The organism is Clostridium aceticum (genome assembly GCF_001042715.1).
GTDB classification, from domain to species: domain Bacteria; phylum Bacillota; class Clostridia; order Peptostreptococcales; family Natronincolaceae; genus Andreesenella; species Andreesenella acetica.
The window spans coordinates 1,622,099-1,643,442 of record NZ_CP009687.1; the positions used below are offsets into that span (position 1 = coordinate 1,622,099).

Here is a 21,344-nt window from a genome sequence, read left to right on the forward strand (position 1 = left end):
CACCAACTTCTGTTTCTAATTTGATTTCAGGTATTACCTATCGTAAGGGAGAGTGATGAAAAAATTGATAGAAGATTATTAAATAAGTATTGCTATAAATACTATAAATACTATAAATACTATAAATACTATAAATACTATAAATATTGTATTGTAAAAGCTCTCATGATAGTATTATAGTAATTGTACTTAAGGGTGTATTTTAGAGAGAACTAGCTGATATACTGAAAGGGTAAGCCTTGGGGAAGGGCCAAATAAATTGAAATTTAGGGGGATAAAAATGATTGATGCAAGTAACAAACAAGTAGAGAAAAGAGAACCTATTAAGGAGCCAATAAAGAGCAAAGAGCTAGAGAGAAGAAATGATGAGTTGATTTTACAACCGTGGGCTACAAAGTATAGTGAAGCTGATAGAGAGGTTGAGGAGCAAGAAGATGATGAAACATATAGAACTAATTATAGAAGAGATAGAGATAGAATTTTGTATTCAACAGCTTTCAGGCGACTACAATATAAAACACAAGTTCTAGTAAATTCAGCGGGCGACCATTATAGAACACGCTTAACTCATACTTTGGAAGTACAGCAATTAGCAATGAGTATTGCAGATGCATTGGGAGCTAATAGAGATTTAGCAGAAGCAATAGCATTAGGGCATGATTTAGGACATACTCCATTTGGACATGCTGTTGAAAGGGTACTTAATAAAATATTGCTATCTAAAGACCAAGGTTGTTTTTCTCATGCAATACAAAGTGCAAGATATGTTGAGCATCTTGCTACTCATAAGGGAGAACAAGGTTTAAATTTATGCATTCAAGTAAGAGAGGGTATATTAAAACATGATACAGATATATTTAAATCTGATTTTGGTGAAAATCAAAGTAAACAATGGAATTGTAGTTCATTGAATCCAGAAAGACCTGGAGGTATAGAAGCACAAATTGCTTATTGGGCAGATAAAATTGCATATTTAAGCCATGATTGGGATGATTTTAAAACTAGTGGCTTATATGATGAAGCTATCAAAGAAAAAAAAGACGAAGTAAAAGAGTTGCAGGAAATTATGAATTATCTTACTGGCAGGGAAGATAATAATTGGGAATTAAGAGATTTAATAAGAAATCTACATGAAAATTTGGTAAGCTATACTTTTAATACATTAAAGAATAGTAACATAAATGAATCTAGAGATATCATAAAATTAACTGAAAGCAATATGATGGAGCATAAATGCAATCTATGTAAGGGTAAACAAGATGCAAATAAAAAAGAAATTTTATTAAATTCATTAGTTGTCAATTTTGAAAAAGAATATAGAAGACAAGTACTAAAGGCTAGAGATCTTCTTGGACAGATTTATGCACAAAGTCCTACTGTTGCAAGAATGGATGAGAGAGCGGAGTGCATGATATCAGAAATATTTCACAAGTATGAAACCAAGGTACATTTACTTCCATGGAAAACTCAAAAGAAGATAGAAGCAGAAGGTAATAAATGTAGAGTAATTGCTGATCATATAGCATGTATGACTGATAGATATGCATATAGGGTATATGATGAGTTATTCTTATCTAGAGGAATTAATTATAAATAAACATTATATAGAGAAGTTAGTAGTATATTAAAAGTACACAGATATTAATTTAATAAAATTAAATGAAGAGATTAATGAAATATAATAGGTAAAGCATTAGTGAGATATGGCTGAAAGTCCTAAATAATAAAATATATTAAATTGAGGAGGGTGGGATTGATTATGGATGAGAGCAAACTATCTATTGAGAATTTTTTTTTGATTACAAAAAATTTATTTGCAGGCAATGAACTTTTATATATCTCTACCCCTATTACTACTGGACAAAGATTTATTGACTGGTATGATTCTATCGGTAAAAACTTAGATAGAGAGAGTAGGAAATATAGTAAAGAAATGAAAAATAATGTAGTTTATCCCAATATAGAAAATGCAAAAAAATGTATTGAAAATATAAGAAAAGCTACGAATAAATTAATTATAGATCCAACAAATCTAGAAGATGACTTACTACAGTGGACCCAAGATGAGTTTTACCAATTTTGGGATAGAGTTATTAAAGATTTAGTTGATGAAATTGTTTTTCTTGATGGCTGGGAATATAGCATTGGATGTTGTCATGAATACCTGTCAGCGGTTGAGAACAATATTAAAGCGTATAACTCAAATATGGAAGTGCTAAGTTTAGCAGAAGCAAAAAGAAAAATGAGCATGAGTATAAATATGTATGAGTCTTACCAATTACAAGAAGCTTATAAGATTAGTAATATTCTAAGCAAGCTTTTGAAATATGAAGAGAATGATAAAAAACAGTTTTTGAATAAAAGTGATCACTTAGTAATGAAAGATGAAAAATTGCATTTTCTAATATCTAATAAAATAGCAAATATCGCACAGTTTATTAGCTTTGAACCTAATACAAATTTAGTACCTAAGCATGTTCATATTAATGGCTTCCAAAATGAGAAGGTCAATACTACTGAAAAAGTGATAGAAGAACTAATTTTGTCAGCACCTTCAAAGTCTGTAAATATAAGAAGTTTTAGCCCAGAAGCTATGAAAGGTAATCGTTTAGTTTTTAATAAAACCATAAAAGAGATTGATTGTATTATGAACACTGTTAAAGAGAATTCTTTAGATGGAAAGCATTCTATTATTAATGAAAATATTAACATTAATGATGGAGGAGTTTCTGGTGTTGCATTGGGTGATGTTATCGAATTTTCTCCTGAAGATACACCTAAATGTGTTGATAAAGAAGGAGTTTGCTCTTTGCCCCGAACTATCGCTTTAAAAATATTGAGAACAGTGTATGGTTTTACTCCAGATATTAATTTTGACACAAACTATAGAATAGAGTTCAGTATTCACCCGAGTAGACAAGGAGTTAATAGGCAACATACGATAATTTGGGAGTATGAATATTATGAAAATATCAATAGTAACAGCAGGATTTTCTGGCCGAATAGGTTTTCGAAATTCATAGGAGACAAAGTATTTGGTTTATTAATTGCTGATGTATTTGGACTACCAGTACCTAAGACGACTGTTATTTCCAGAAAAATTGCACCATTTTCATTCGGAGTAGAAACTGGATTAAAGGAAAAATGGATTAGAACTTGTCCAATTAAAAAAGAACCTGGGAAATACTATACTGGGTTAAATTGGACGGATCCTTTTGAGCTAATGAGAGTTGAGGAAGCCAAAGGAGTAGAAGAAATTAATTTAGCTTCTATATTATCTCAAGATGCTGTTGAGGCAGTATTTTCTGGAGCTTCATTTGTTAGAGCAGATGAAAAAAATGATTTAATCGAAGGTGTCGCAGGTAAAGGCGATAAGTTTATGGTTGGCGAAAGAAACAAAGAAATTCTGCCTATCCATGTTATTAATGCTGTTAAAAATCTAAATGACCAGATAAGAATTCATTACAATAAATTAGGTCATGTATCCATTGAATGGGTATATGATGGTGTAAACGTATGGGTAGTACAATTAAATCAGTTGATAGTTAATAATGAAAGAGGTACAGATGGTCAGAGAGTAATAGTTGATGGAAACCCTTCTTATTATGAAAAAGTTTCTGTTAAAGATGGATTAGATCATTTAAGAGAAAAGATTGAATTATATAAGGACAAAAATATTGGCATAGAGCTAGTTGGTAATATAGGTATAACAAGTCATTTTGGTGATTTGTTGAGAATATCTAATATACCTTCTATACTAAAAAGGGAGAACTAACGAAAAGAGTCAATAGTCCTTTGGCTCTTTTATCTACTGTATGTAAAACAATTTTTAATAATATAGGCTACTAATGCTTAATACTTCAACCAATAATTTTTGCTAGAGATATGATTAGTGCCTGGCACTAATGAACTTTTCCAACTTATTTCCGCCTACTGGACTCAACTTATTTTCATCAATTTCAATTTAAAAACATGGAGGTGCTTCTTATGTATTTTGGAATTCTTGTTGATGACAATAAAAACCCTGCATTTTTATATGTAAAAGAGAAATTCGGTATAAATATAAAAAGCTACTCAAATGTAGCAAATATTATTTATGATTGCTCTTTTGCCTGCTCAAAACAACTTGCTGATTTAAATAATTTAGATATTAATGAGAATTTAGTTCATTTCTTATATGACTTATTAATTGTATGGAATTCGGGACTAATCCTTTCTGAAGATAATGACCTCACATCAGCGATACTTGATGGGATACACATTAAATATTTTGATCAATATTCTGCTATCGAGATTGAAAGTATAATACAAGTTATAGCTGAGGAAGAGACTTGTTATTATAAAAGCTTTTATTCTTTGTTAAAGCAAAATAATTTTAATTTAATTGGTTTTTTGGCTGCATATAGTTTATATGGTGACATTAATGAGTGTTATGGTAATTTATCAATTAAGCATCAACTAATGGAAATGTTAAAAATGGTAATGCCAAAACTTGAATCAGAAATAAAAAAAATTATATTATTATAGTATTATTCTTATATTTAGAAGTCATAAAGGTGTATTTATGCATTTATGCACAAGTTCGAAGTGGAGGTTTAGTGTCGGTGCCTGACACCATGACACCAACTTATTCTGGGTGGCAAGCACCGCCAAGGGGTATTCCTTTGGGGTCCAGTTCGCAGTTCGAAGGCGTCGGGAATGGCAGAGACGTTATCCGCAATATTATTAAAGGAGAAAATATGATATATAGTTATTTAGATTATCTAAAAGATAGATACGAATATAGCAAAAAAGGAGATGTTAAAGATATAAAGTTGGAAAAACATAAATTGCCACAAGAAATAAAGAATTTTTATTCTAGACGTGGAGAATGTCCATTATGCAAAATACATGCAAAACTTGTATTTGATAAAAGTGATTCGATGACCATGAGTAAAGACTATTTTACTTTAAAAAGAATCTGGGAGTGCCCAAAATGTGGATGGTGGGAGTCTTTCGAAGATTCAATTGAGGAATATGATTACATCACTAAGGTTGATTCATACCATATTGAAGAGTTAAATTATGCAATTCTGAAAAAATTTGATGAAAAAGATAAAGACCTACCTCTTGATGTACTTCTTGAAGAACTTAAGAAAAATCAAGATATACTATATGACATACATTTTTACAAGATGGAAAAATTAGTTCAACACGTGTTTACTCAATATTTTAACTGCGAAGTAAAACACGTAGGAAAAACTGCTGACGGTGGTAAAGACTTAATTATTGTTCAAAAAGATGAGCCTATTCTAGTGCAGGTAAAAAGAAGAACAAAAAAAGATGGAACTGAGTCAGTGTCAACTGTTAGAGATTTATTAGGAACTATGTTTATTGAAAATAAAAGAAAGGGAATTATTGTTTCAACAGCAGATCATTTCACAAAGCCAAGCATAAAAGTAAGAGATGACTTAATTAATGAAAAACGGCTTGATATGTTTGAACTATATGATATAGAAAGATTTTGCAGTATGCTTGATCTTTATAATAAGACCGATGAAAAAACTTGGCACAAAATAGCGAGTAAATGGTAAGACAAATAATAAATCGGATAACAATGCATTGCTGGCTCCGCTATGTTCCGACCCAAACCTTTTCACCGGGTGACAAGCACCGCCAACATAAGGTTAGAACATAAGGTTAGTGCCTGACACCATGACACTAACTTATGAACTTATGTGACACCAACTCATTGTCATCACTGACAGTGTTCTAGTAAATTTCTTTTTCATTTTCATTAACTTATCAAAGGTATCATTAGTAATTTCCAAAATGCCACCCCTTAGTTTGATTTTATTATTGATTTAACTTTTTTATAGTTTCAATTTCAAAAGGGTAAAGTAGAATTTAACTATATAAGAAAATTATTCCACATAACTCTTTAAAAACAACCCAAATCAAATTTGAGCTTCAATAATTCCATATTCAAATTTTCAGCCACAGCAATTTGCTCTATAGATAGCCCCTCATAATTATGGAGCAAATCATCTTGGATCAAAAGCTCTGCTGCAAACTTATTAGCTTCTATCTCAAACTTATTTTTTACAAATAAAGTATTTGATGTAATGAAGATGATATTTACCTTAGGGTGCAGCAGGGCATGGCCTAATTCGTGGGCACAGACAAGGTGCTGCTCTTCTGAAGGTAGGTCTTCATTGATATGAATGTATTTGCAGCGCTTATTGTATTCATAATAGCCCCTGATCTTTGCAAGTTTCTCAAAGATAACTATTATATTTTTCTCTTTAGCAATTTCAAAAGGGTTATTTGTTTTATGTTTTTCTATAATCTGCTTAACATAAGCACAAATGTCCATAAGATTCCCCCGTCCCCTTTGTACCTTTATTATTATCTAATCTTTCTTTGGATTTCTGTAGTAGATTGTTTTGTTTTTTATTTATTGTCTTGCAATCCTATCTTACTCTTCTGAAAATCATTTCTTCATGCCCAGATACTTCACGCTCTATACGATCTAGCTTTTGGGAGTCTTGCTTATATCCATCAAGTAAAGCAGCTAGCTTTTTACCTTAGTCATTTTCTATCTTGGTTACTGTTTGTTTAATGCTAGATATTTCTTGTTGGAGACCAGCTACTTGATTTTCCAGTACTTCAAATCTATCATCTATCTTTTTAAATCCTTCTTTCATTTCAGAATACATCTTCGTAATAAAGTCAAATAGTTTATCTTCGTTACTCATTTTCATCACCCAGTATATTTTATTGGCTATTTTATAAGCTTCAGCTTAGCAATATCATAAAGATTTTCTTTTGTCACAGCTTCAACAGCATTTAATTTATCAATAATACTATCAAGCTTTTCATTAGTTTCAAGTCGAGTTCTTAAATGAAATAATTCCTGTTCATTTTGAAACTGCTTATGCTTTATGAATTTCACATCGTCACAAAGCGTATTAAGCTTAGTGGGGATTTCTATATGCTTTGCACCATTAGCTGCTTCAATATCATCTATTTTAGTACCTAGCTTATCAACTTTAGCTTCTAACTTGTCAAATCTATCACTGGTTTCTTTTTTTAACTCTTTTAGTTCATTCAAAACTTCCTGCAATATCTTTTCCATGAAAACTAATCCTCCTTATTGTTTTTTCTATATTTCTTAGGAGTATATTTTTTATTTGTTATTTTAGTGATTCTCATTGAGTTTTCAAGGGATAATCTAAGAGCTTCCCTAGATTCATCGTCAAGGGGTTCTCCATCAAACATGAGAGCACCTTGGCTTTCTAGTTGTTTCATCATTTTTTCAAGTTCTTTAGCAATATCTTTTTCATCTTTTTCGGTTAGGTCACTATTAATTTTATTATCTATTTTAGGATTTTTTATATCGGATCTGCCAAGGAGGTAGTCGATTGTAACATTAAAAAAATCAGCTAAAACTTTTAATGTATCTGAATCAGGCTTTCTTTGACCCGTTTCATACATAGCAACGGTACTTGGAGATAAGCTTAATAATTTGGCTAATTCTCTTTGTGTTAAGTCTTTCTCTTGTCTTAGCTTTTTTAATATAGATTCCAAATTTAAGCCTCCTTTTATATTTTATTATATATTTTAGTCTAAATATATCACTGTGTGTGAGCGTTGACAACTTAAATAAGGTATGCTCACGAAAAAGGAAGAATGTTTAAAAATATATTGACATGTTCACACAACGTGATATAATGTATTTAAATAATTGATCACATATTGTGAACAAAATGAGGTGAGGATTTGAAACCATTAGCAGAATATAGAAAGCAGAAAAATATGACTCAACTACAATTGCACAAGGCGACAGGGATTCCAGTTAGTTCAATAGCTATGTATGAAACAGGACAAAGAACTCCCAGCTTAGCAAGAGCAAGAAAGCTTGCAGATTACTTCGATGTTTCTACTGATGATATTTTTTTTGGAAACAAAGTTCACGAAAAGAGAGCAATAACTATAGGTAATCAATCAAAGCTAGCATAAGGGTGTGGTTAGTAGGTTTAGGAGAGGAAAGATGAAGGATGGAGGAAAAATTAAAACAAAGGATTATAGAGTTAGAAAAGAAGGTGGCTGAACTGGAAGGACGAGTTCCAGCACAACGGAAATTCATATAAAGCTGAAACTTTAAAATTAAGCTTTTATGTAGCCTATAAGCAGATCACTAATGTCTATTTCTAGAGATTTAGCTAGACTTTCAACTTGCTCGTGAGTAATTTTACTTGAGTCACCCCTTTCAAGCCTTGAAATAAAACTTGTGCTTTTAAGCCCTAAGCGTGTGCATAATTCTTTTTGAGTAATCTTTTTCTTTTCCCTAATCTTTATAACATTAGTACGTATATAGAAAAGATCATCGTCTATATAAAAAATTTTAGGAGCAATTTTGGCACGTTTTACATTGTACGCAGTTACACCTGTAGTTTTAAATTGAAAATCTACTGAATAATTTTGTTTCTCTGTTGAGTTGTTTTTAGTTTCTTCTTTATATTTTGAAACAGACTTAACAATATTTTTTAAAAAGTTTAGCATAATGGCACCCCCTTCGTGTTTAAAGTTCTACATTAATTAAAGGATACCTGCAAAAAACGAATTACAAATTTCGACAGAGTCAGCATAAGGAGGGTGGGGGAGGTGCTTCTTTGGTATCTCTGTGGGGGTGTGAGTAAAAAGGTTTAGGAAAGGAGGGGTGAGAGGGTGGAAAAGAAGGTTGTTAAACTGGAAGAGCAAGTTCCTGCACAGCGAGTAATTGTTGAGTATATAACAAAGGATTTGCTAAAAAGTTATTCACTTAGAGAAGCGTTAAATATTTTAAAAACTATAGAAACAATTCTTAGAAAGATGCAAGAACATGGGATTAAAGATGGTGCTGCAATAGATACCATACTTTATTCTCAAGTACTGTTGATACATACAAGGGGTTAAAGAAATAAGATAGACCTTTGCAAATCATTTGCCAAATACCGACAATCAAAACCAATATAAGGAGGATGAAAATAAATGCCATGTGAAGAGATAAAGGACATTTTATTTAAACAGTTGGAATTGCTAGCAGAGATAAATATAAGGTTAACAGCTCCAAAAACAAGTGAGGAAAAGTATGAGCCTGAACTCATAACAAAAAATGTTTTAGCTATGGTTGAGATAGCTAAACTGTTTAATCTTTAGCAGGTAAATCAATTTTACTATAGTTTCTTTGGTGTCTCTGTGGGGTGTGATTAGGAAAGGAGGGGTGAAGGATGGAGGAAAAATTAAAACAAAGGGTTGAAGAGTTGGAAAAGAAGGTGGCTGAACTGGAAGAACGAGTTCCAGCACAGCTAATTAAAGAAATAAAGCCCGATTATTTATCAAGACTATCTCAAGAGAGTCTATGGACGAAAGCAGTTAGAAAAGAAATTATAGGTGTATTAAAACGTAACGGGGCATCCTTTGGATTAGCGCAAGAAGTTTTAGAGACAACTAAACTTTCGCTAGAAAATACTATGTTATCTAGACTGATAACTCCTAAGAAGGTATCAGTAGACTTAGAAAAAGGAGATGAGGATAGATGAAAAAATATAAGGAACTTGCTGAAATGATAGAAAAACATATTCATATGCAGATGAAAAATCCCAAGGAGGCACTTTGCAAAGATGTTGCATATGCAATGGAAATGTGGAATTCGTCAGTAGTTAGAGCAGATAAGGAAGATGAAAAATTTACAGGCGAAGAAAAAGAACAACTTTATACAAAAATGCTTGAATATGCTGAAATGCTGTTAGAACCAGCTCTAAGTACACCGAATGAATATGGAGTATATAGAGGATTGTATGTATTTCACATTCATTCAACAATGAAAATGAATCTTGAAGAAGTACAGAACATCCAGAAGGGTCAGCTCTAGGGTTTTGCTGTAAAGCGTTCCCAAAATAGCGACAATCAAAACCATCTTAGGGGGGAGTGGTGTTTCTTTGGAGCAAAAGGTTAAAGCTTTAGAAAAAAGCTGGAAAAAACTAAATTGGCAAGCAGTACCACAAATACCTAGAATAGTACAACCAAGTATTTTCATAGTGTTTAGTACGGGGGTGGGGGATGTGAAGGTAAATATTTATATAGGAGACACCAAATTTGAAGATTTATCTCTTGAGGAACAAAATGAAGTGGGGCAGAAAATAGCTGCTGTTTTTGCAGAGATCAAATTCAACAAGCTATTTCAATTAATAGAAGATAATGACCCCAGGGCAAAGGAATATTATGAGCAATTAGTAGATTGTATTGTAAAAAATTAAGGGGGAGAAGCGATGTTTGGTAAAAAGTTAAGTGATTATTCCATAGAGGAGCTTGTCAAAGAGATTGTATGTAGAAAGCATACCAGTATTCTAAAAGCGGACAAGCATCAAGTATTCCAAGTGAAAAACAATCAAAAGAGAATTAGGGAAAAGGGACCTGCCGTAGTACTAGTGATCAGAGAGGAGGCATAGTTGGTGCTAGAAATAGCTTTGAAGGGAGGTGTCCCATGATTACCTTCGATAGAACACCCGTAATTAAAGGAGAGAGTATTAAAATCTATTGTTTTACAGGGAAAGTAAAAGATTTGAAAACTTATCTTAGAGGAGAGAAAGAGAAAGCAGGAAAGATAAATTAATTATTTACACTATATCACCTGAGTCAAGTCTTTACCATGAACATTTATGCAGGAAGGAAGGGGAAAACATGTATAGATTTGCAAGAGAAAAGGCTGGGCTGACAAGAGAACAGGCAGCTGAGTATTTGCCAATATGCGAGAGAACAATAGCCAAAATTGAGCATGGAGAAATGACTCCATTGCCAGCAGTAGCGGATAAAATGAATGATGTCTACGGAGTACGCCATTTAAGCATGTGGTACTGCAAAGAAGAGTGTCCTATAGGGAAGAAATACTGCTACGAAATATTAAACAATGTGGATCTATCACCTATGGCAATCCTTACAAAGTATCGACAGGAGGCTAAAGAAGCACAAGAAGGCTTAGATCGATTAACTGAGCTGATGCTAAATAAAAAAGGTGAAGCAGATTGCACCAAGGAAGAGCTTGAGGAAATAAGGCATTGGGGACTTGAATTGCTTGACTTAGAACATGTTATAGAAACCTTTAAGCTAAGACTTTGGGATTTTCTAAATGTAGGGGAGCTTATTAAACAGCATAATGAGAAATGTATAAGAGAAAAGTACGTCATAAAAGAAAATAACCGACCAGCGGCAACTGTATCGGCTATTTAGTAAGTAAATTGATAATATTTGTATCTTTATTATAGCATACTTAGCAGTTTAGATAAAGACCATATGTGTGCTGTAATAAGAAGATCGGAGGATGGCTATGGGAATCATAGGCTGTTGCAATGATTTTAAAAAATGCTCAGATGAAGCCAAGTGTATTAAAAAAGATCAGGACTATATTTTGGGAGAAAAGTGCTTATATGAAGAAAACTTAAAAAAAGGGCTTAATTTTTATACTACATACAATGAAAATAATGCTGCCAGGAAAAGAGAATACGAATTACAGATAAAGGATACTGTGAAGGAATTAAAGACTGAGATTAAAAGCACCAAAGAAGCAAGAGCAGCAGATCACAACTATATTTGCATCGATGGGAGATATTTTGTTATAGGAAAAAGGTCTGGTTATCAAGGCTACACCCTGTTTCTTGAAAAGGATGTTAGAGAAGAATTAGGCAAGTTATTCCGTAAACTCTCTGTAGAGTTTACGGATACGCCTAATGAAAAATTGTTTATAGATGAAAAGTGGGCAGATGATAACCCTGCTTGTTATAGAGCAATCCTATGTATTGGGTCAGAAGAGAATAGGTACAACATATCTAATTATAACTATAGAGCTTTAACAAATAGCACAGCAAGGGCAATAAAAGCGTTTTTAAATGATGCAGGCTTAAGCGTGATGATAGAAACCATAGGTAGGGGTATCAAGAGTACGCCTAATTACAATAAACAAAAGACTACACAGAAGGTCACTCCCCCTACCAAAGCACCTAAAAAAGAGATTGTACAAACACCATCGATACAGCCAGCACAGCAGCTTTCATTTGAAGATTTAGGCTTATGTATCTAGATTTATTTTATAGAGGGGGAGAAGTGATGCAGAGGGTTAAAAAAATCAATGATTATATTAAGATACTAGAAAATAAAAATGTTCCTGAGTCAAAACGAGATTTGGCTGCTCTTCATATCAAACAGAATATGAATCTAGAGTGTCATGAATGTAAATACAGCCTATTTAATAGGGGAGAATGTTATGGGAAAAAGGGCGGTAATCCATGCTTAGTATTTAAGAAAGCAGAAAGACAAACAGCTTTATAAGGGGGAGTATTATTATGGCAAATCCACAACCAACAGATGCACACCTAAGAATTGCCCATGTTATAACAGAAGAAATTATGATGAGGGATTTCACTAAAAGACAGCGGAGTATCTTAGACTTAGTTTTAAGGCTTTCATGGGGATGCAATAAAAAAGAAGCTATTATACCAAAGCTGAGGTATTTTGAGCTTTGCGGAATACCACAAACTAAAATCAAATCAGAGATCACTTATTTAGTCAATGCTAGAGTAATATTCTGGGAAGAATCAACCAATCAATTTTGGTTCAACAAGAACTATGAAGAATGGAAAATTTCTATAGTAAAGGGATATGATAGAAATTTCTTAGCAGAATTAATCTATTTAAATGTCAAAAACACTGTGGATAAACCTGTTGATAACCATGTGGATAAAGAAACTTTAAAAACAGAAGAACTTCCTAAAATGGGAAGTGACTTCCCAAAAGGGGAAGAAAGTTCCCATTTAGAGAGGGGAAGTAACTTCCCAAAAGAGGAAGTTTTAAAGTCGTCAAACCCAGTGGTTTCAAAGGGTGAAGGCGTGTATAAAGAAATTATTAAAGAAAGTAATACTACTATTACTATTAAGGAAACCCAGTCAGATGAATTAGAAAAAGATTCCCAAGGCACTGGTGACTTTCAACCAGCAGAAAGTGAGGTAGAGGAGAAAAACGTAAATCGCTTAAGAGAAATAGAAGGTTATTATGCTGCTAATGTCTTAAGGCGAAATATAATAGGCAGTGTTGACTTGAAACTGATACTAGAAGCCTATCGTAAATATCCGACTGACTTTATTTTGTCCTGCATAGAACATGCTGTTAAGCAGAATAAGGAGCGTAATGGCAAGATCACAATAAAAAGTTTCAGCTATTTTGTACCAATCCTCGAGGATGAGTGGGAGAAATATCAAATACGAGAGGCTAGTAAAAATGCAGCACCTGTACAGCAAGACAACAAAGATTTTAAGAACAAAAGTACATCTGGACCTAAAAAATACAGCACTAGGTTTCATTTAGTTGAGAGCAGGGGAAGCAATTATACCAACGATGAACTTGAGGAAAAATTGCTGAAGAAAGAGAGAGTCCAAGCATAGGGGGAATGAATTTGAGAATAGCATTATCGTTGAACTCAACGGAATGGCAGGAAGGGGGAATGTTTAGTGGATGCTAAAGATTTAATGAAAATATTGCAGATAGTAAAAGAAGATGCAAGTATACAGGTGGAAACATTTGATAAAAACGGTAAAAAGGTATTGCGTAGGCATATAACTAGTATTGGACTGTCTACAGATTTAGACATGGTGATTATCGAGATAGATGAATAGTTTAGAAAATGTGACATTATGTACCTTAGTGGGGTTCTCTAGGAGTAATTGCTAGATACATATAAGAAAAAAGAATTGTGTTAATTATCGTAGATAAATATGTTGTCTTATAATAAGTAAAACGCAAGAAAAATATAACAGGTAACACTATTACTACAAGTGCTATTTTATATTTGGTAGTTGAGCCAAAAAATTTCACTAACTTGGTTTTATATGAGTATTTTCTTTCAAGCATATAGAGGAGTAATATGGAGAGGCTTGGATAAAAAAATAGTGATAAAAGATTCATAACAAACACAACCCTTCAAATAAAATGTAAGTTAATTATAGCATAGCAATTTTAAATACACTATGCACTAAAATAAGATTTAATGTCGCACTTCAATAAATAGTTAAAATAAATAAAGCAAAGAAGGTGGAGAGGATGAAGTGCCATGCTTGCGGGAGGTCGGTCAGAAATGTAATAGGACTAATAAGAATAGGTCATAAACACTACTGCAGTAGATGTTTAAGTAAGATAAGAGTTAAGGAGACAGGGAAAAAGGTTAAGTTGTATACAAATCTAGGATCGAGGTGTTTTGTAGAAGTGTGGGAGCGCGGGTATACAACAGTTCAAGAGTACAATTTACAGGAACTTAAGATAGGTTAGTGGGAGGAAGTATGGAGACAGTTAAGTGCAAACATTGTGGCAGGACATTATGTGAATTGGAAGGAAAGATAAAAATCAAGTGTAGAAAGTGTGGACATTGGAATTATATACAGACAAAAGAAGCGGCTCAAGCAGCCCAGAGTGAATGATACTCTGGGTTTTTGCTTTTTATAGAAGGGAGAGGGTAAAATGAGTGTAGCTAAAAAGAAAGAGATAAATATAAATCAGGTAATAAAAAAGACAGCACAGGAGACTGTCAAAGAATTAGAGAAAGCACGATTAATCAAAAAGGATGGGAGCAGCTTTTTTCAAAAAACGGAGAAACTATTGTATTCATATCCAAGTCTAAAAGAAGCACTAAAACAAAAAGAAGCAGATATTCAGTATCTACAGAAATATGGACCACAAAATAGATCTAAGTCTATTGTATTTTATAGTACTGGGGGAGGAGGAAAAAGAGAAGAAGAGGAGTATACAGAATTACTAGAAGCATATAGATCTGCTAAAGAAAGGACCGAAAGATTACTAAGTAAAATCGAAAGGGCATTAAAGAGTGTTGAAAATCATCAGTACTATAAATTAATTGAGCTAAGATACTTCAGTGATGAAAAACTTGAAGTTAAGGAAATAGCTGAAAGGTTAAATGTAAGTGAGAGAACTGTCAGTAGACATAGGAAAAATCTTATAAACAAAATACAGGTATTGGTGTTTGGGGCTGATGCATTGGAGTAGTTACTCCTTTACATGAATATGGAGGTAGAGACTTTTAAATATAAAATAAAATATAAACGGTATAGTATAGTAAGCAAGTAAGATGTATAATAATATAAAGGAGTTTACTCCTTAATCAGTCTTTTGGATTCAATGGGGCAAAAGAAAAGCAGGTGCTGTGAACATCTGCTTTTCTGCTTTACATAAATATGGTAGGTAGAGATTTTTTACATGTAAAATAAAACTAAAAGGTAGGGTATATTAAGTGAATAAAGTGTATAATAATATTAAGTAAAGTCTACTTACTAGTAGACAAAATTGCCGAGGTTCAATTGACAAAAAGAAAAGCAGGCGGGCTGGCCTGCTTTTCTTTTTGACCTTTTTTATTTGTCCGAAATGTGTCCGAAAGTTGTCCTTCCAGGCACTTGGTATCCATGTTATTATGATAGTGTGGAAAAGCCGTAAACAAGTTAAATATACTACTTCCCCTGATAAACCCTACTGAATGTTATTAATTCAGCGGGGTTTTTTTATTGAGAGGTGATATTATGAGAGCAATAGGCAAGAGAGTATTTGTAAACTACTTAAATAAAATCAACAGAGAAGAAAAAGAAAGGCAAACAAAGCAGTTCAAGGAGCTTCAAGAAAATAGTTGTTATAAGTGTCCTTATAGCACCTGGACTGGTGTGAAGTTATTTTGTATGATGCCAAGATGTATCAATAAACAAACTGATAGATCAATAGATGAAAGAGAAAAGGAGTTGATTTAACATTTATATTAAAAAAATTGATGATAAAATCAAAGAAATCAAAAGTAATACAGAGAAGCAAATAAAGTATTTAGAAGAAATGAAAGAACTAATACTGACTACCAGTAGTACGCTAGAAGAGATAATATTGAAAAAGTATTTAGAACTACAAAGTGTGGCTGACACATCAAAATGGTTGAATCAAAAAGGCTATAGAGTCAACACTGGTAAAGGTAATAGAAAATATATTTCTAATGATATTACTAAAATAATAAATGATAAGCATTGTAATGCCTCGGATAAGTTGAAAGAATTTGCTAAGGCACTATACAAAAAGAATTATAATTACTCAAAGAAAGTTTTTTAACAGTGGGCTATGGAGCTCTTTTTTTATGGCGTTAATTTTGAAATAGTAGGTGGTGTCAATGAATACAGTTGAGCCGATCAGGGATATAGATGTGGTATATGATATTGCTGAATACCTTAGAGTACGAAATCAGAGAGACTATGTGATGTGGATGTTTGGAATTCATACTGGATTAAGAATCTCTGATATTTTGAAGCTGAGGGTGAGAGATGTAAAAGACAAAGAGTTTATCTACTTGAGGGAAAAGAAAAGAAAAAAAGAAAGAAAGATTATTTTGCATTATGATTTAAGGCAAATCATAAATGAGTATATTCATGATAAAGAAAACTACGAGTATCTTTTCAAGTCACGGAAAGGAACAAATCAACCAATAAGTGCAGTACAGGCATGGAGGATAATTAAGGGTGCAGCAAAAGCTTTTGGAGTAGAATGTGTTGCAACACATTCCATGAGAAAAACTCACGGATATATTATTTATATCTTATCAGAGAAAGATCCTGTAGCAGTAAAAGAAGCACTGAACCAAGGGGATGTTTCGTCAGCTTTAAGATATATTGGTGTGAGACAGGATATGGTTGATAAGCATGTGAAGAAGTTGGGGGACTATATAAGCCAAAAGCGGAAGTAATTTCTTCTTATGTCTTTAATGTAATAAAAAAAGACGACATTACATTGGCTGATAAAAATACTGGACATATATAAGTAGCAAAAAATATTTGCGAATGTAAAAATATCACTGTTTTATTACATTCAAATAAGAAAAAAACACGGGTCCTTCTGGAAAAGTCGAAGACCAGCGGGTACTCTCGACCCCAAAATCCGTCTAGATTCAAAAAAAATTTATTTGCCATTTCCACTACCAAGGAGGGGATGTTATGAAAGAAATAAACTCTAAAAAAGTTGAATCTGTTGATAGTGTAACTGTATCCAGTGGTGTGCTTGCTGATCTTTTTAGTTTGACTGATAGAAGAGTAAGGCAGCTAAGTGAAGAGGGTATTTTGGTCAAAGTTAAAAGAGGGCGATACAGTTTAGCTGATAGTGTAAAAAACTATATTATTCATATCAAGACAAACCAAGATATACAAGACAGTAAAAGTGAAGCTGCAGTAGATCTAGAAGAAGAAAAAGCTCTTCATGAAAAAACCAAAAGAGAAATTGCTGAATTAAAGCTTGCTGCCATGAGGGGTGAGATGCATCATTCAGAAGATGTTAAAAGAGTGATGAATGATATGCTAACTTCTTTTAGAAGCAAAATTTTAGCGATGGCTTCAAAGCTAGCTCCAGCACTGATCGCTAGAGACGATATAGGGATAATTCAAGAGCTTATCAAAAAAGAATGTTTTGAAGTGTTAGATGAGCTATCTAGTTATGATCCAGCAGCTTTTTATGGTGAAGATTATATTGATGTATGTGATGATGATATGGATATAGAAGTGCAGGGTAATAGGGGTGATAAAAATGTTGAGAAGGAAGAAAACATCGAGGAAGATTAAGAGCAAAACCATAAAGGTATTTGAAAATATTGTTAAAATCATGGCTCCACCACCAAAGCTATTAGTATCGGAGTGGGCAGATACGTATAGAAAGCTTTCTCCTGAATCATCGGCAGAGCCGGGGCAATGGAGAACAGATAGAGCACCTTATCAGAAGGAAATCATGGATGCACTAAACCAGCCTACAGTTGAAACAATTGTAATTATGTCTTCATCACAAGTAGGTAAAACAGAAATAATCAATAATATCATTGGCTACTACATAGATTATGATCCAGCACCTATTTTACTTCTGATGCCAACACTTGATTTAGCACAGACTTACTCAAAGAAAAGATTAGCTACTATGCTAAGGGATACTCCAGCCCTTAGAGGAAAAGTAAAAGACTCTAAAAGTAGGGATAGTGACAATACATTACTAGAAAAAGGATTCCCAGGAGGATATATTGCTTTGGTAGGTGCTAACTCTCCAACAGGGTTATCCAGTAGACCTATAAGAATACTCTTAGCTGATGAGGTGGACAGATTTCCAGCCAGTGCCGGATCGGAGGGTGATCCCCTTAGCTTGGCAGAAAAAAGAACCAAAACCTTCTGGAATAAGAAAAAAGTATTTGTATCAACACCAACAGAAAAAGGTATTTCAAGGATTGAGTCAGAGTACGAGGGCAGCAGCAAAGAAGAATGGTGTTTGCCTTGCCCCTTATGTGGTAGACACCAGCCACTTAAATGGGCACAGATCAAGTTTGAGGATACAACAATGGAGTGCAAGTTCTGTCGGGAAAGATTTACAGAGTTTGAATGGAAGGCTGGCAAAGGCAAGTGGGTTGCTCAGGATGAGGATAAAATCAAAACCAAGAGGGGTTTTCATTTAAATGCCTTAGCTAGTCCTTGGGAACGATGGGAAACCATTATAAAAGAGTTTAAAGACGCTAAAGCAAAAGGAAGAGAAGCGTTAAAGACTTTTGTCAATACCTATCTAGGAGAGAGCTGGGAAGACTTAGAAGGAGAAGTGAATGATGAGGAAGCTTTAATCAAGCGTAGAGAAAGATATGGATGCCCGGTTCCAGAAGGTGTATTACTGCTTACAGCTGGCGTAGACGTTCAAGATGATAGGCTGGAGGTAGAAGTTGTTGGTTGGGGAGTCGGCAAAGAAAGCTGGGGTATTGAGTATAAAATTTTTTATGGTGATCCTGGACAAGATTTTGTATGGAATGAACTAGACCAATATCTAATGCATGAATGGAGTTTTGGAAATGGAGAAGATGTTGGCATTTCTTGTGTTTGCATTGACTCTGGCGGTCATTATACTAACGAAGTATATAAATTTTGTAAAGCTAGAGAACATCGCAGGATATTTGCTATCAAAGGATATGGTGGTTCAGATAAAGCTTTTATAGGGAAACCATCCAGGAGCAATAGAGAAAAAGTTGCTTTGTTTCCTTTAGGGGTAGATAAAGGGAAGGAACTAATTATTTCTAGGATTAAAGTGGCTTTTGAAGGACCAGGATACTGTCACTATCCGATTGAACAGGAAAAAGGTTATAACGAAGAATATTTTAAGGGGCTTTGCAGCGAGAGAAGAGTCATTAGGTATTCCAAAGGGAGACCTAAAATTGAGTGGATTAAAAAGTCAGGAGTTCGGAATGAACCCTTAGACTTAAGAAACTACGCTGGTGCAGCTCTTGAGATATTGAATCCTAATTTTGAAATTCTACAGAAAATGTATAAAAAAGGTAAGATAAGTGATCAAAGCAAATCCTTACAAGGAAGTGCAAAAAAAAAGAGAAGAACAATATCAAAAGGTGTTTAATAGGTCCTAGTCCAGGGCTTTTTATTTTATTTAAGAAAGTTGGTGTTGGATATATGGCTGCATGGACATTAGAAATAGCAAAAAAGCACTTGAATGCATGGCTTAAGGCAGAATTAGCGGTATCGACAGGACAAAGCTATAAGATAGGCAGTAGACAACTTACTAGAGCAAATTTAAGTGAAATTAAAGGACAGATAAAGTTTTGGAGGACAGAGGTTGAAAAATTAAAGCCAAATTCAAAGGGCCCTAGGCGTGTCATGAGGATAGTTCCTAGAGATTTATAAAGTTAGGGGGTGAAAGTTTGAACATCATTGACAAAATGTATGCTGTAATAGCTCCTAAAGAGGCTTTAAGACGCACCGTTGCAAGAAAACATTTGGAAGTCTTAAACTCAGGATATTCCCATCATGGAGCCAGCAGGACAAAGAAAAGTCTGTTGGGGTGGCTCAGCACAGGTGGCTCTGCAAAGGAAGATATTGCTGATAATTTGGCATTACTTAGAGAGCGATCAAGAGATTTATTTATGGGCGTTCCTTTGGCGACAGGTGCTATTAAGACTACACGAACTAATGTTGTAGGCAGTGGCTTAAAACTGAAGGCACAAATTGATGCTAAATTTCTTGGAATGTCCGATGAAGAGGCGGATGAATGGGAAGAGAAGGTAGAAAGAGAGTTTTCTCTTTGGGCAGATTCAGTACATTGTGATGCCCAAAGGCTTAATAATTTCTATGAGCTTCAACAACTGGCATTTTTATCATGGCTAATGTCAGGGGATTGTGTAGTATTGCTGCCGGTTATATCACGACCCAACATGCCCTATGATTTAAGAATACAGCTGATAGAAGCTGACCGTGTCTCTACACCATACAATAAAAAGAATGAAGATAAGATAGTAAGTGGTGTTGAAATAGGAAGACATGGTGAGGTGCTTGCTTACTATATTTCAAAGAAACATCCCTTATCAAATTCAAACTTAAGAAATGAATGGATCAGGGTTGAAGCGTTTGGCAAAGAAACGGGAAGACCTAATGTATTGCATTTAATGGAGAGCGAAAGACCAGAGCAGTATAGGGGTGTTCCAATACTAGCACCAGTGATAGAAAGTTTAAAACAACTAGGCAGATATACGGAAGCTGAGTTAATGGCAGCTGTTATTTCAGGCATGTATACTGTTTTTATTAAAAGTGAAAACCCTACCGAGGGGCAGCTTGGTCAGGTAATTCTAGATGAAGATCGAGTAGATGATAAGGACGAGAATAGTTATGAACTAGGGAATGGTGCCATTATTGCACTAGGGGAAGGTGAGGATATAAAAGAAGCCAACCCAGGAAGACCTAACACAGCCTTCGAAGGATTTGTTACAGCGGTGAGCAGACAAATCGGATCGGCTCTTGAAATACCTTATGAACTATTGATAAAACATTTTACAGCTTCTTATTCAGCAAGCAGAGCAGCACTACTTGAGGCTTGGAAGATGTTTAGGATGCGTAGAGCGTGGTTAGCATCTGATTTTTGTCAGCCGGTATATGAAGAATTTTTAGTTGAAGCAGTAGCAAAAGGTCGGGTGAGTGCACCTGGCTTTTTTAATGATCCGATGGTAAGAAAAGCTTATTCAGGAGCCAAGTGGAATGGTCCATCTCAAGGGCAAATTGACCCACTAAAAGAAGTCAGAGCCGCAAATGAAAGGGTTTTGGGTGGTTATAGCACACGGGTAGATGAAACCATTGAACTGACTGGTGGTAACTGGATGAGAAATCATAGACAAAGAGTAAAAGAAGAAAGAATGAGGAGGGAAGGAGGCTTGATCGTAGATGAAAAAAGTCAACAAGTTTTAGAAACAAAAGAATTAGAAGAAGATTAAAGGCTGCTATAGAGCAGGG

At 34.1% G+C, this 21,344-nt stretch carries 31 protein-coding genes; 26 read left to right on the top strand and 5 right to left on the bottom strand.

Translation table 11 applies throughout. The features are described 5' to 3' along the window. Window positions 1-280 precede the first annotated feature (280 nt). The 4 genes from dgt (at window position 281) to CACET_RS07475 (ending at window position 5,573) form a co-directional block, all read left to right on the top strand. Window positions 281-1,597, top strand: coding sequence for a dGTP triphosphohydrolase (gene dgt / locus CACET_RS07460; protein ID WP_044823736.1), 1,317 nt, complete (start codon window positions 281-283; stop codon window positions 1,595-1,597). Window positions 1,598-1,753: 156 nt separating this feature from the next. After that, window positions 1,754-3,775 carry a hypothetical protein gene (locus CACET_RS07465; RefSeq protein WP_201774907.1) on the top strand — a complete coding sequence of 674 codons (2,022 nt, stop codon included), beginning with the start codon at window positions 1,754-1,756 and terminating at the stop codon, window positions 3,773-3,775. A 212-nt stretch (window positions 3,776-3,987) separates the two neighbouring features. Beyond that, on the top strand, window positions 3,988-4,527 hold the full coding sequence (locus CACET_RS07470) for a hypothetical protein (protein ID WP_044823737.1): 540 nt from the start codon (window positions 3,988-3,990) through the stop codon (window positions 4,525-4,527). Between the two features lie 77 nt (window positions 4,528-4,604). Beyond that, window positions 4,605-5,573 carry a restriction endonuclease gene (locus CACET_RS07475; protein ID WP_044823738.1) on the top strand — a complete coding sequence of 323 codons (969 nt, stop codon included), beginning with the start codon at window positions 4,605-4,607 and terminating at the stop codon, window positions 5,571-5,573. 347 nt (window positions 5,574-5,920) lie between these two features. Here CACET_RS07475 and CACET_RS07480 read toward each other — a convergent pair whose 3' ends face one another. The 4 genes from CACET_RS07480 to CACET_RS07495 all read right to left on the bottom strand — a co-directional run bounded on the left by CACET_RS07480 (window position 5,921) and on the right by CACET_RS07495 (window position 7,569). After that, entirely contained in the window at window positions 5,921-6,355 is a 435-nt protein-coding gene (locus CACET_RS07480) for an ImmA/IrrE family metallo-endopeptidase (protein WP_044823739.1), read from the bottom strand. 211 nt (window positions 6,356-6,566) lie between these two features. Then, the gene (locus tag CACET_RS20795) at window positions 6,567-6,737 is read right to left on the bottom strand and encodes a hypothetical protein (protein ID WP_201774908.1); all 171 of its coding nucleotides are present in this window, start codon (window positions 6,735-6,737) and stop codon (window positions 6,567-6,569) included. Window positions 6,738-6,763: 26 nt separating this feature from the next. Beyond that, window positions 6,764-7,117 (bottom strand): hypothetical protein, encoded by a 354-nt coding sequence (locus CACET_RS07490; protein ID WP_044823740.1) that lies wholly within the window; start codon window positions 7,115-7,117, stop codon window positions 6,764-6,766. Window positions 7,118-7,122: 5 nt separating this feature from the next. After that, on the bottom strand, window positions 7,123-7,569 hold the full coding sequence (locus CACET_RS07495) for a helix-turn-helix domain-containing protein (protein ID WP_044823741.1): 447 nt from the start codon (window positions 7,567-7,569) through the stop codon (window positions 7,123-7,125). A gap of 192 nt (window positions 7,570-7,761) precedes the next feature. Between CACET_RS07495 and CACET_RS07500 the strand changes: the two genes are divergently transcribed. Further along, complete coding sequence (locus CACET_RS07500) at window positions 7,762-8,001, top strand: helix-turn-helix transcriptional regulator (protein ID WP_144414738.1); 240 nt, start codon at window positions 7,762-7,764, stop codon at window positions 7,999-8,001. A gap of 147 nt (window positions 8,002-8,148) precedes the next feature. Here the strand turns inward: CACET_RS07500 and CACET_RS07505 are convergent, their stop codons facing one another. Then, the gene (locus CACET_RS07505) at window positions 8,149-8,544 is read right to left on the bottom strand and encodes a helix-turn-helix domain-containing protein (protein WP_044823742.1); all 396 of its coding nucleotides are present in this window, start codon (window positions 8,542-8,544) and stop codon (window positions 8,149-8,151) included. 165 nt (window positions 8,545-8,709) lie between these two features. Here CACET_RS07505 and CACET_RS07510 point away from each other — a divergent pair, with 165 nt between their 5' ends. The 21 genes from CACET_RS07510 to CACET_RS07595 all read left to right on the top strand — a co-directional run bounded on the left by CACET_RS07510 (window position 8,710) and on the right by CACET_RS07595 (window position 21,325). Further along, complete coding sequence (locus CACET_RS07510) at window positions 8,710-8,937, top strand: hypothetical protein (protein WP_044823743.1); 228 nt, start codon at window positions 8,710-8,712, stop codon at window positions 8,935-8,937. Between the two features lie 75 nt (window positions 8,938-9,012). Then, entirely contained in the window at window positions 9,013-9,180 is a 168-nt protein-coding gene (locus CACET_RS20445) for a hypothetical protein (protein ID WP_158386013.1), read from the top strand. 71 nt (window positions 9,181-9,251) lie between these two features. Next, on the top strand, window positions 9,252-9,563 hold the full coding sequence (locus tag CACET_RS07515; protein WP_044823744.1) for a hypothetical protein: 312 nt from the start codon (window positions 9,252-9,254) through the stop codon (window positions 9,561-9,563). Beyond that, window positions 9,560-9,895: a hypothetical protein gene (locus CACET_RS07520; RefSeq protein ID WP_044823745.1), complete on the top strand. Its 336-nt coding sequence runs from the start codon at window positions 9,560-9,562 to the stop codon at window positions 9,893-9,895. Before CACET_RS07515 ends, CACET_RS07520 begins: the two co-directional genes overlap by 4 nt. A gap of 67 nt (window positions 9,896-9,962) precedes the next feature. After that, the gene (locus CACET_RS07525) at window positions 9,963-10,280 is read left to right on the top strand and encodes a hypothetical protein (protein ID WP_044823746.1); all 318 of its coding nucleotides are present in this window, start codon (window positions 9,963-9,965) and stop codon (window positions 10,278-10,280) included. A gap of 12 nt (window positions 10,281-10,292) precedes the next feature. Further along, entirely contained in the window at window positions 10,293-10,472 is a 180-nt protein-coding gene (locus tag CACET_RS07530; RefSeq protein WP_044823747.1) for a BC1881 family protein, read from the top strand. Window positions 10,473-10,507: 35 nt separating this feature from the next. Then, window positions 10,508-10,636 (top strand): hypothetical protein, encoded by a 129-nt coding sequence (locus CACET_RS21095; RefSeq protein WP_278287097.1) that lies wholly within the window; start codon window positions 10,508-10,510, stop codon window positions 10,634-10,636. 68 nt (window positions 10,637-10,704) lie between these two features. After that, entirely contained in the window at window positions 10,705-11,250 is a 546-nt protein-coding gene (locus CACET_RS19410) for a helix-turn-helix domain-containing protein (RefSeq protein WP_052661253.1), read from the top strand. 97 nt (window positions 11,251-11,347) lie between these two features. Continuing rightward, the gene (locus CACET_RS07540) at window positions 11,348-12,097 is read left to right on the top strand and encodes a hypothetical protein (protein WP_044823748.1); all 750 of its coding nucleotides are present in this window, start codon (window positions 11,348-11,350) and stop codon (window positions 12,095-12,097) included. Between the two features lie 26 nt (window positions 12,098-12,123). Then, window positions 12,124-12,345 (top strand): hypothetical protein, encoded by a 222-nt coding sequence (locus tag CACET_RS07545; RefSeq protein ID WP_044823749.1) that lies wholly within the window; start codon window positions 12,124-12,126, stop codon window positions 12,343-12,345. A 14-nt stretch (window positions 12,346-12,359) separates the two neighbouring features. Next, complete coding sequence (locus CACET_RS19415) at window positions 12,360-13,454, top strand: replication protein (protein WP_052661254.1); 1,095 nt, start codon at window positions 12,360-12,362, stop codon at window positions 13,452-13,454. A 66-nt stretch (window positions 13,455-13,520) separates the two neighbouring features. Beyond that, entirely contained in the window at window positions 13,521-13,685 is a 165-nt protein-coding gene (locus tag CACET_RS20450) for a hypothetical protein (RefSeq protein ID WP_158386015.1), read from the top strand. A 660-nt stretch (window positions 13,686-14,345) separates the two neighbouring features. Beyond that, entirely contained in the window at window positions 14,346-14,483 is a 138-nt protein-coding gene (locus CACET_RS20125) for a Com family DNA-binding transcriptional regulator (RefSeq protein WP_144414739.1), read from the top strand. A gap of 40 nt (window positions 14,484-14,523) precedes the next feature. Then, window positions 14,524-15,066 (top strand): LuxR C-terminal-related transcriptional regulator, encoded by a 543-nt coding sequence (locus CACET_RS07560; protein ID WP_044823751.1) that lies wholly within the window; start codon window positions 14,524-14,526, stop codon window positions 15,064-15,066. A gap of 527 nt (window positions 15,067-15,593) precedes the next feature. Next, window positions 15,594-15,815 (top strand): hypothetical protein, encoded by a 222-nt coding sequence (locus tag CACET_RS07565; RefSeq protein WP_044823752.1) that lies wholly within the window; start codon window positions 15,594-15,596, stop codon window positions 15,813-15,815. Between the two features lie 79 nt (window positions 15,816-15,894). After that, on the top strand, window positions 15,895-16,161 hold the full coding sequence (locus CACET_RS07570) for a hypothetical protein (RefSeq protein ID WP_144414740.1): 267 nt from the start codon (window positions 15,895-15,897) through the stop codon (window positions 16,159-16,161). 58 nt (window positions 16,162-16,219) lie between these two features. Further along, window positions 16,220-16,789 (top strand): tyrosine-type recombinase/integrase, encoded by a 570-nt coding sequence (locus tag CACET_RS07575; protein WP_044823754.1) that lies wholly within the window; start codon window positions 16,220-16,222, stop codon window positions 16,787-16,789. 247 nt (window positions 16,790-17,036) lie between these two features. After that, window positions 17,037-17,654 (top strand): hypothetical protein, encoded by a 618-nt coding sequence (locus tag CACET_RS07580; RefSeq protein WP_044823755.1) that lies wholly within the window; start codon window positions 17,037-17,039, stop codon window positions 17,652-17,654. Next, the gene (locus CACET_RS07585) at window positions 17,620-19,464 is read left to right on the top strand and encodes a phage terminase large subunit family protein (RefSeq protein ID WP_044823756.1); all 1,845 of its coding nucleotides are present in this window, start codon (window positions 17,620-17,622) and stop codon (window positions 19,462-19,464) included. The genes CACET_RS07580 and CACET_RS07585 overlap by 35 nt, the downstream gene beginning before the upstream one ends. Before the next feature lie 53 nt (window positions 19,465-19,517). Next, on the top strand, window positions 19,518-19,748 hold the full coding sequence (locus tag CACET_RS07590; RefSeq protein ID WP_044823757.1) for a DUF6148 family protein: 231 nt from the start codon (window positions 19,518-19,520) through the stop codon (window positions 19,746-19,748). 17 nt (window positions 19,749-19,765) lie between these two features. Further along, the gene (locus CACET_RS07595) at window positions 19,766-21,325 is read left to right on the top strand and encodes a phage portal protein (protein ID WP_044823758.1); all 1,560 of its coding nucleotides are present in this window, start codon (window positions 19,766-19,768) and stop codon (window positions 21,323-21,325) included. The last annotated feature ends 19 nt before the right edge of the window (window positions 21,326-21,344 follow it).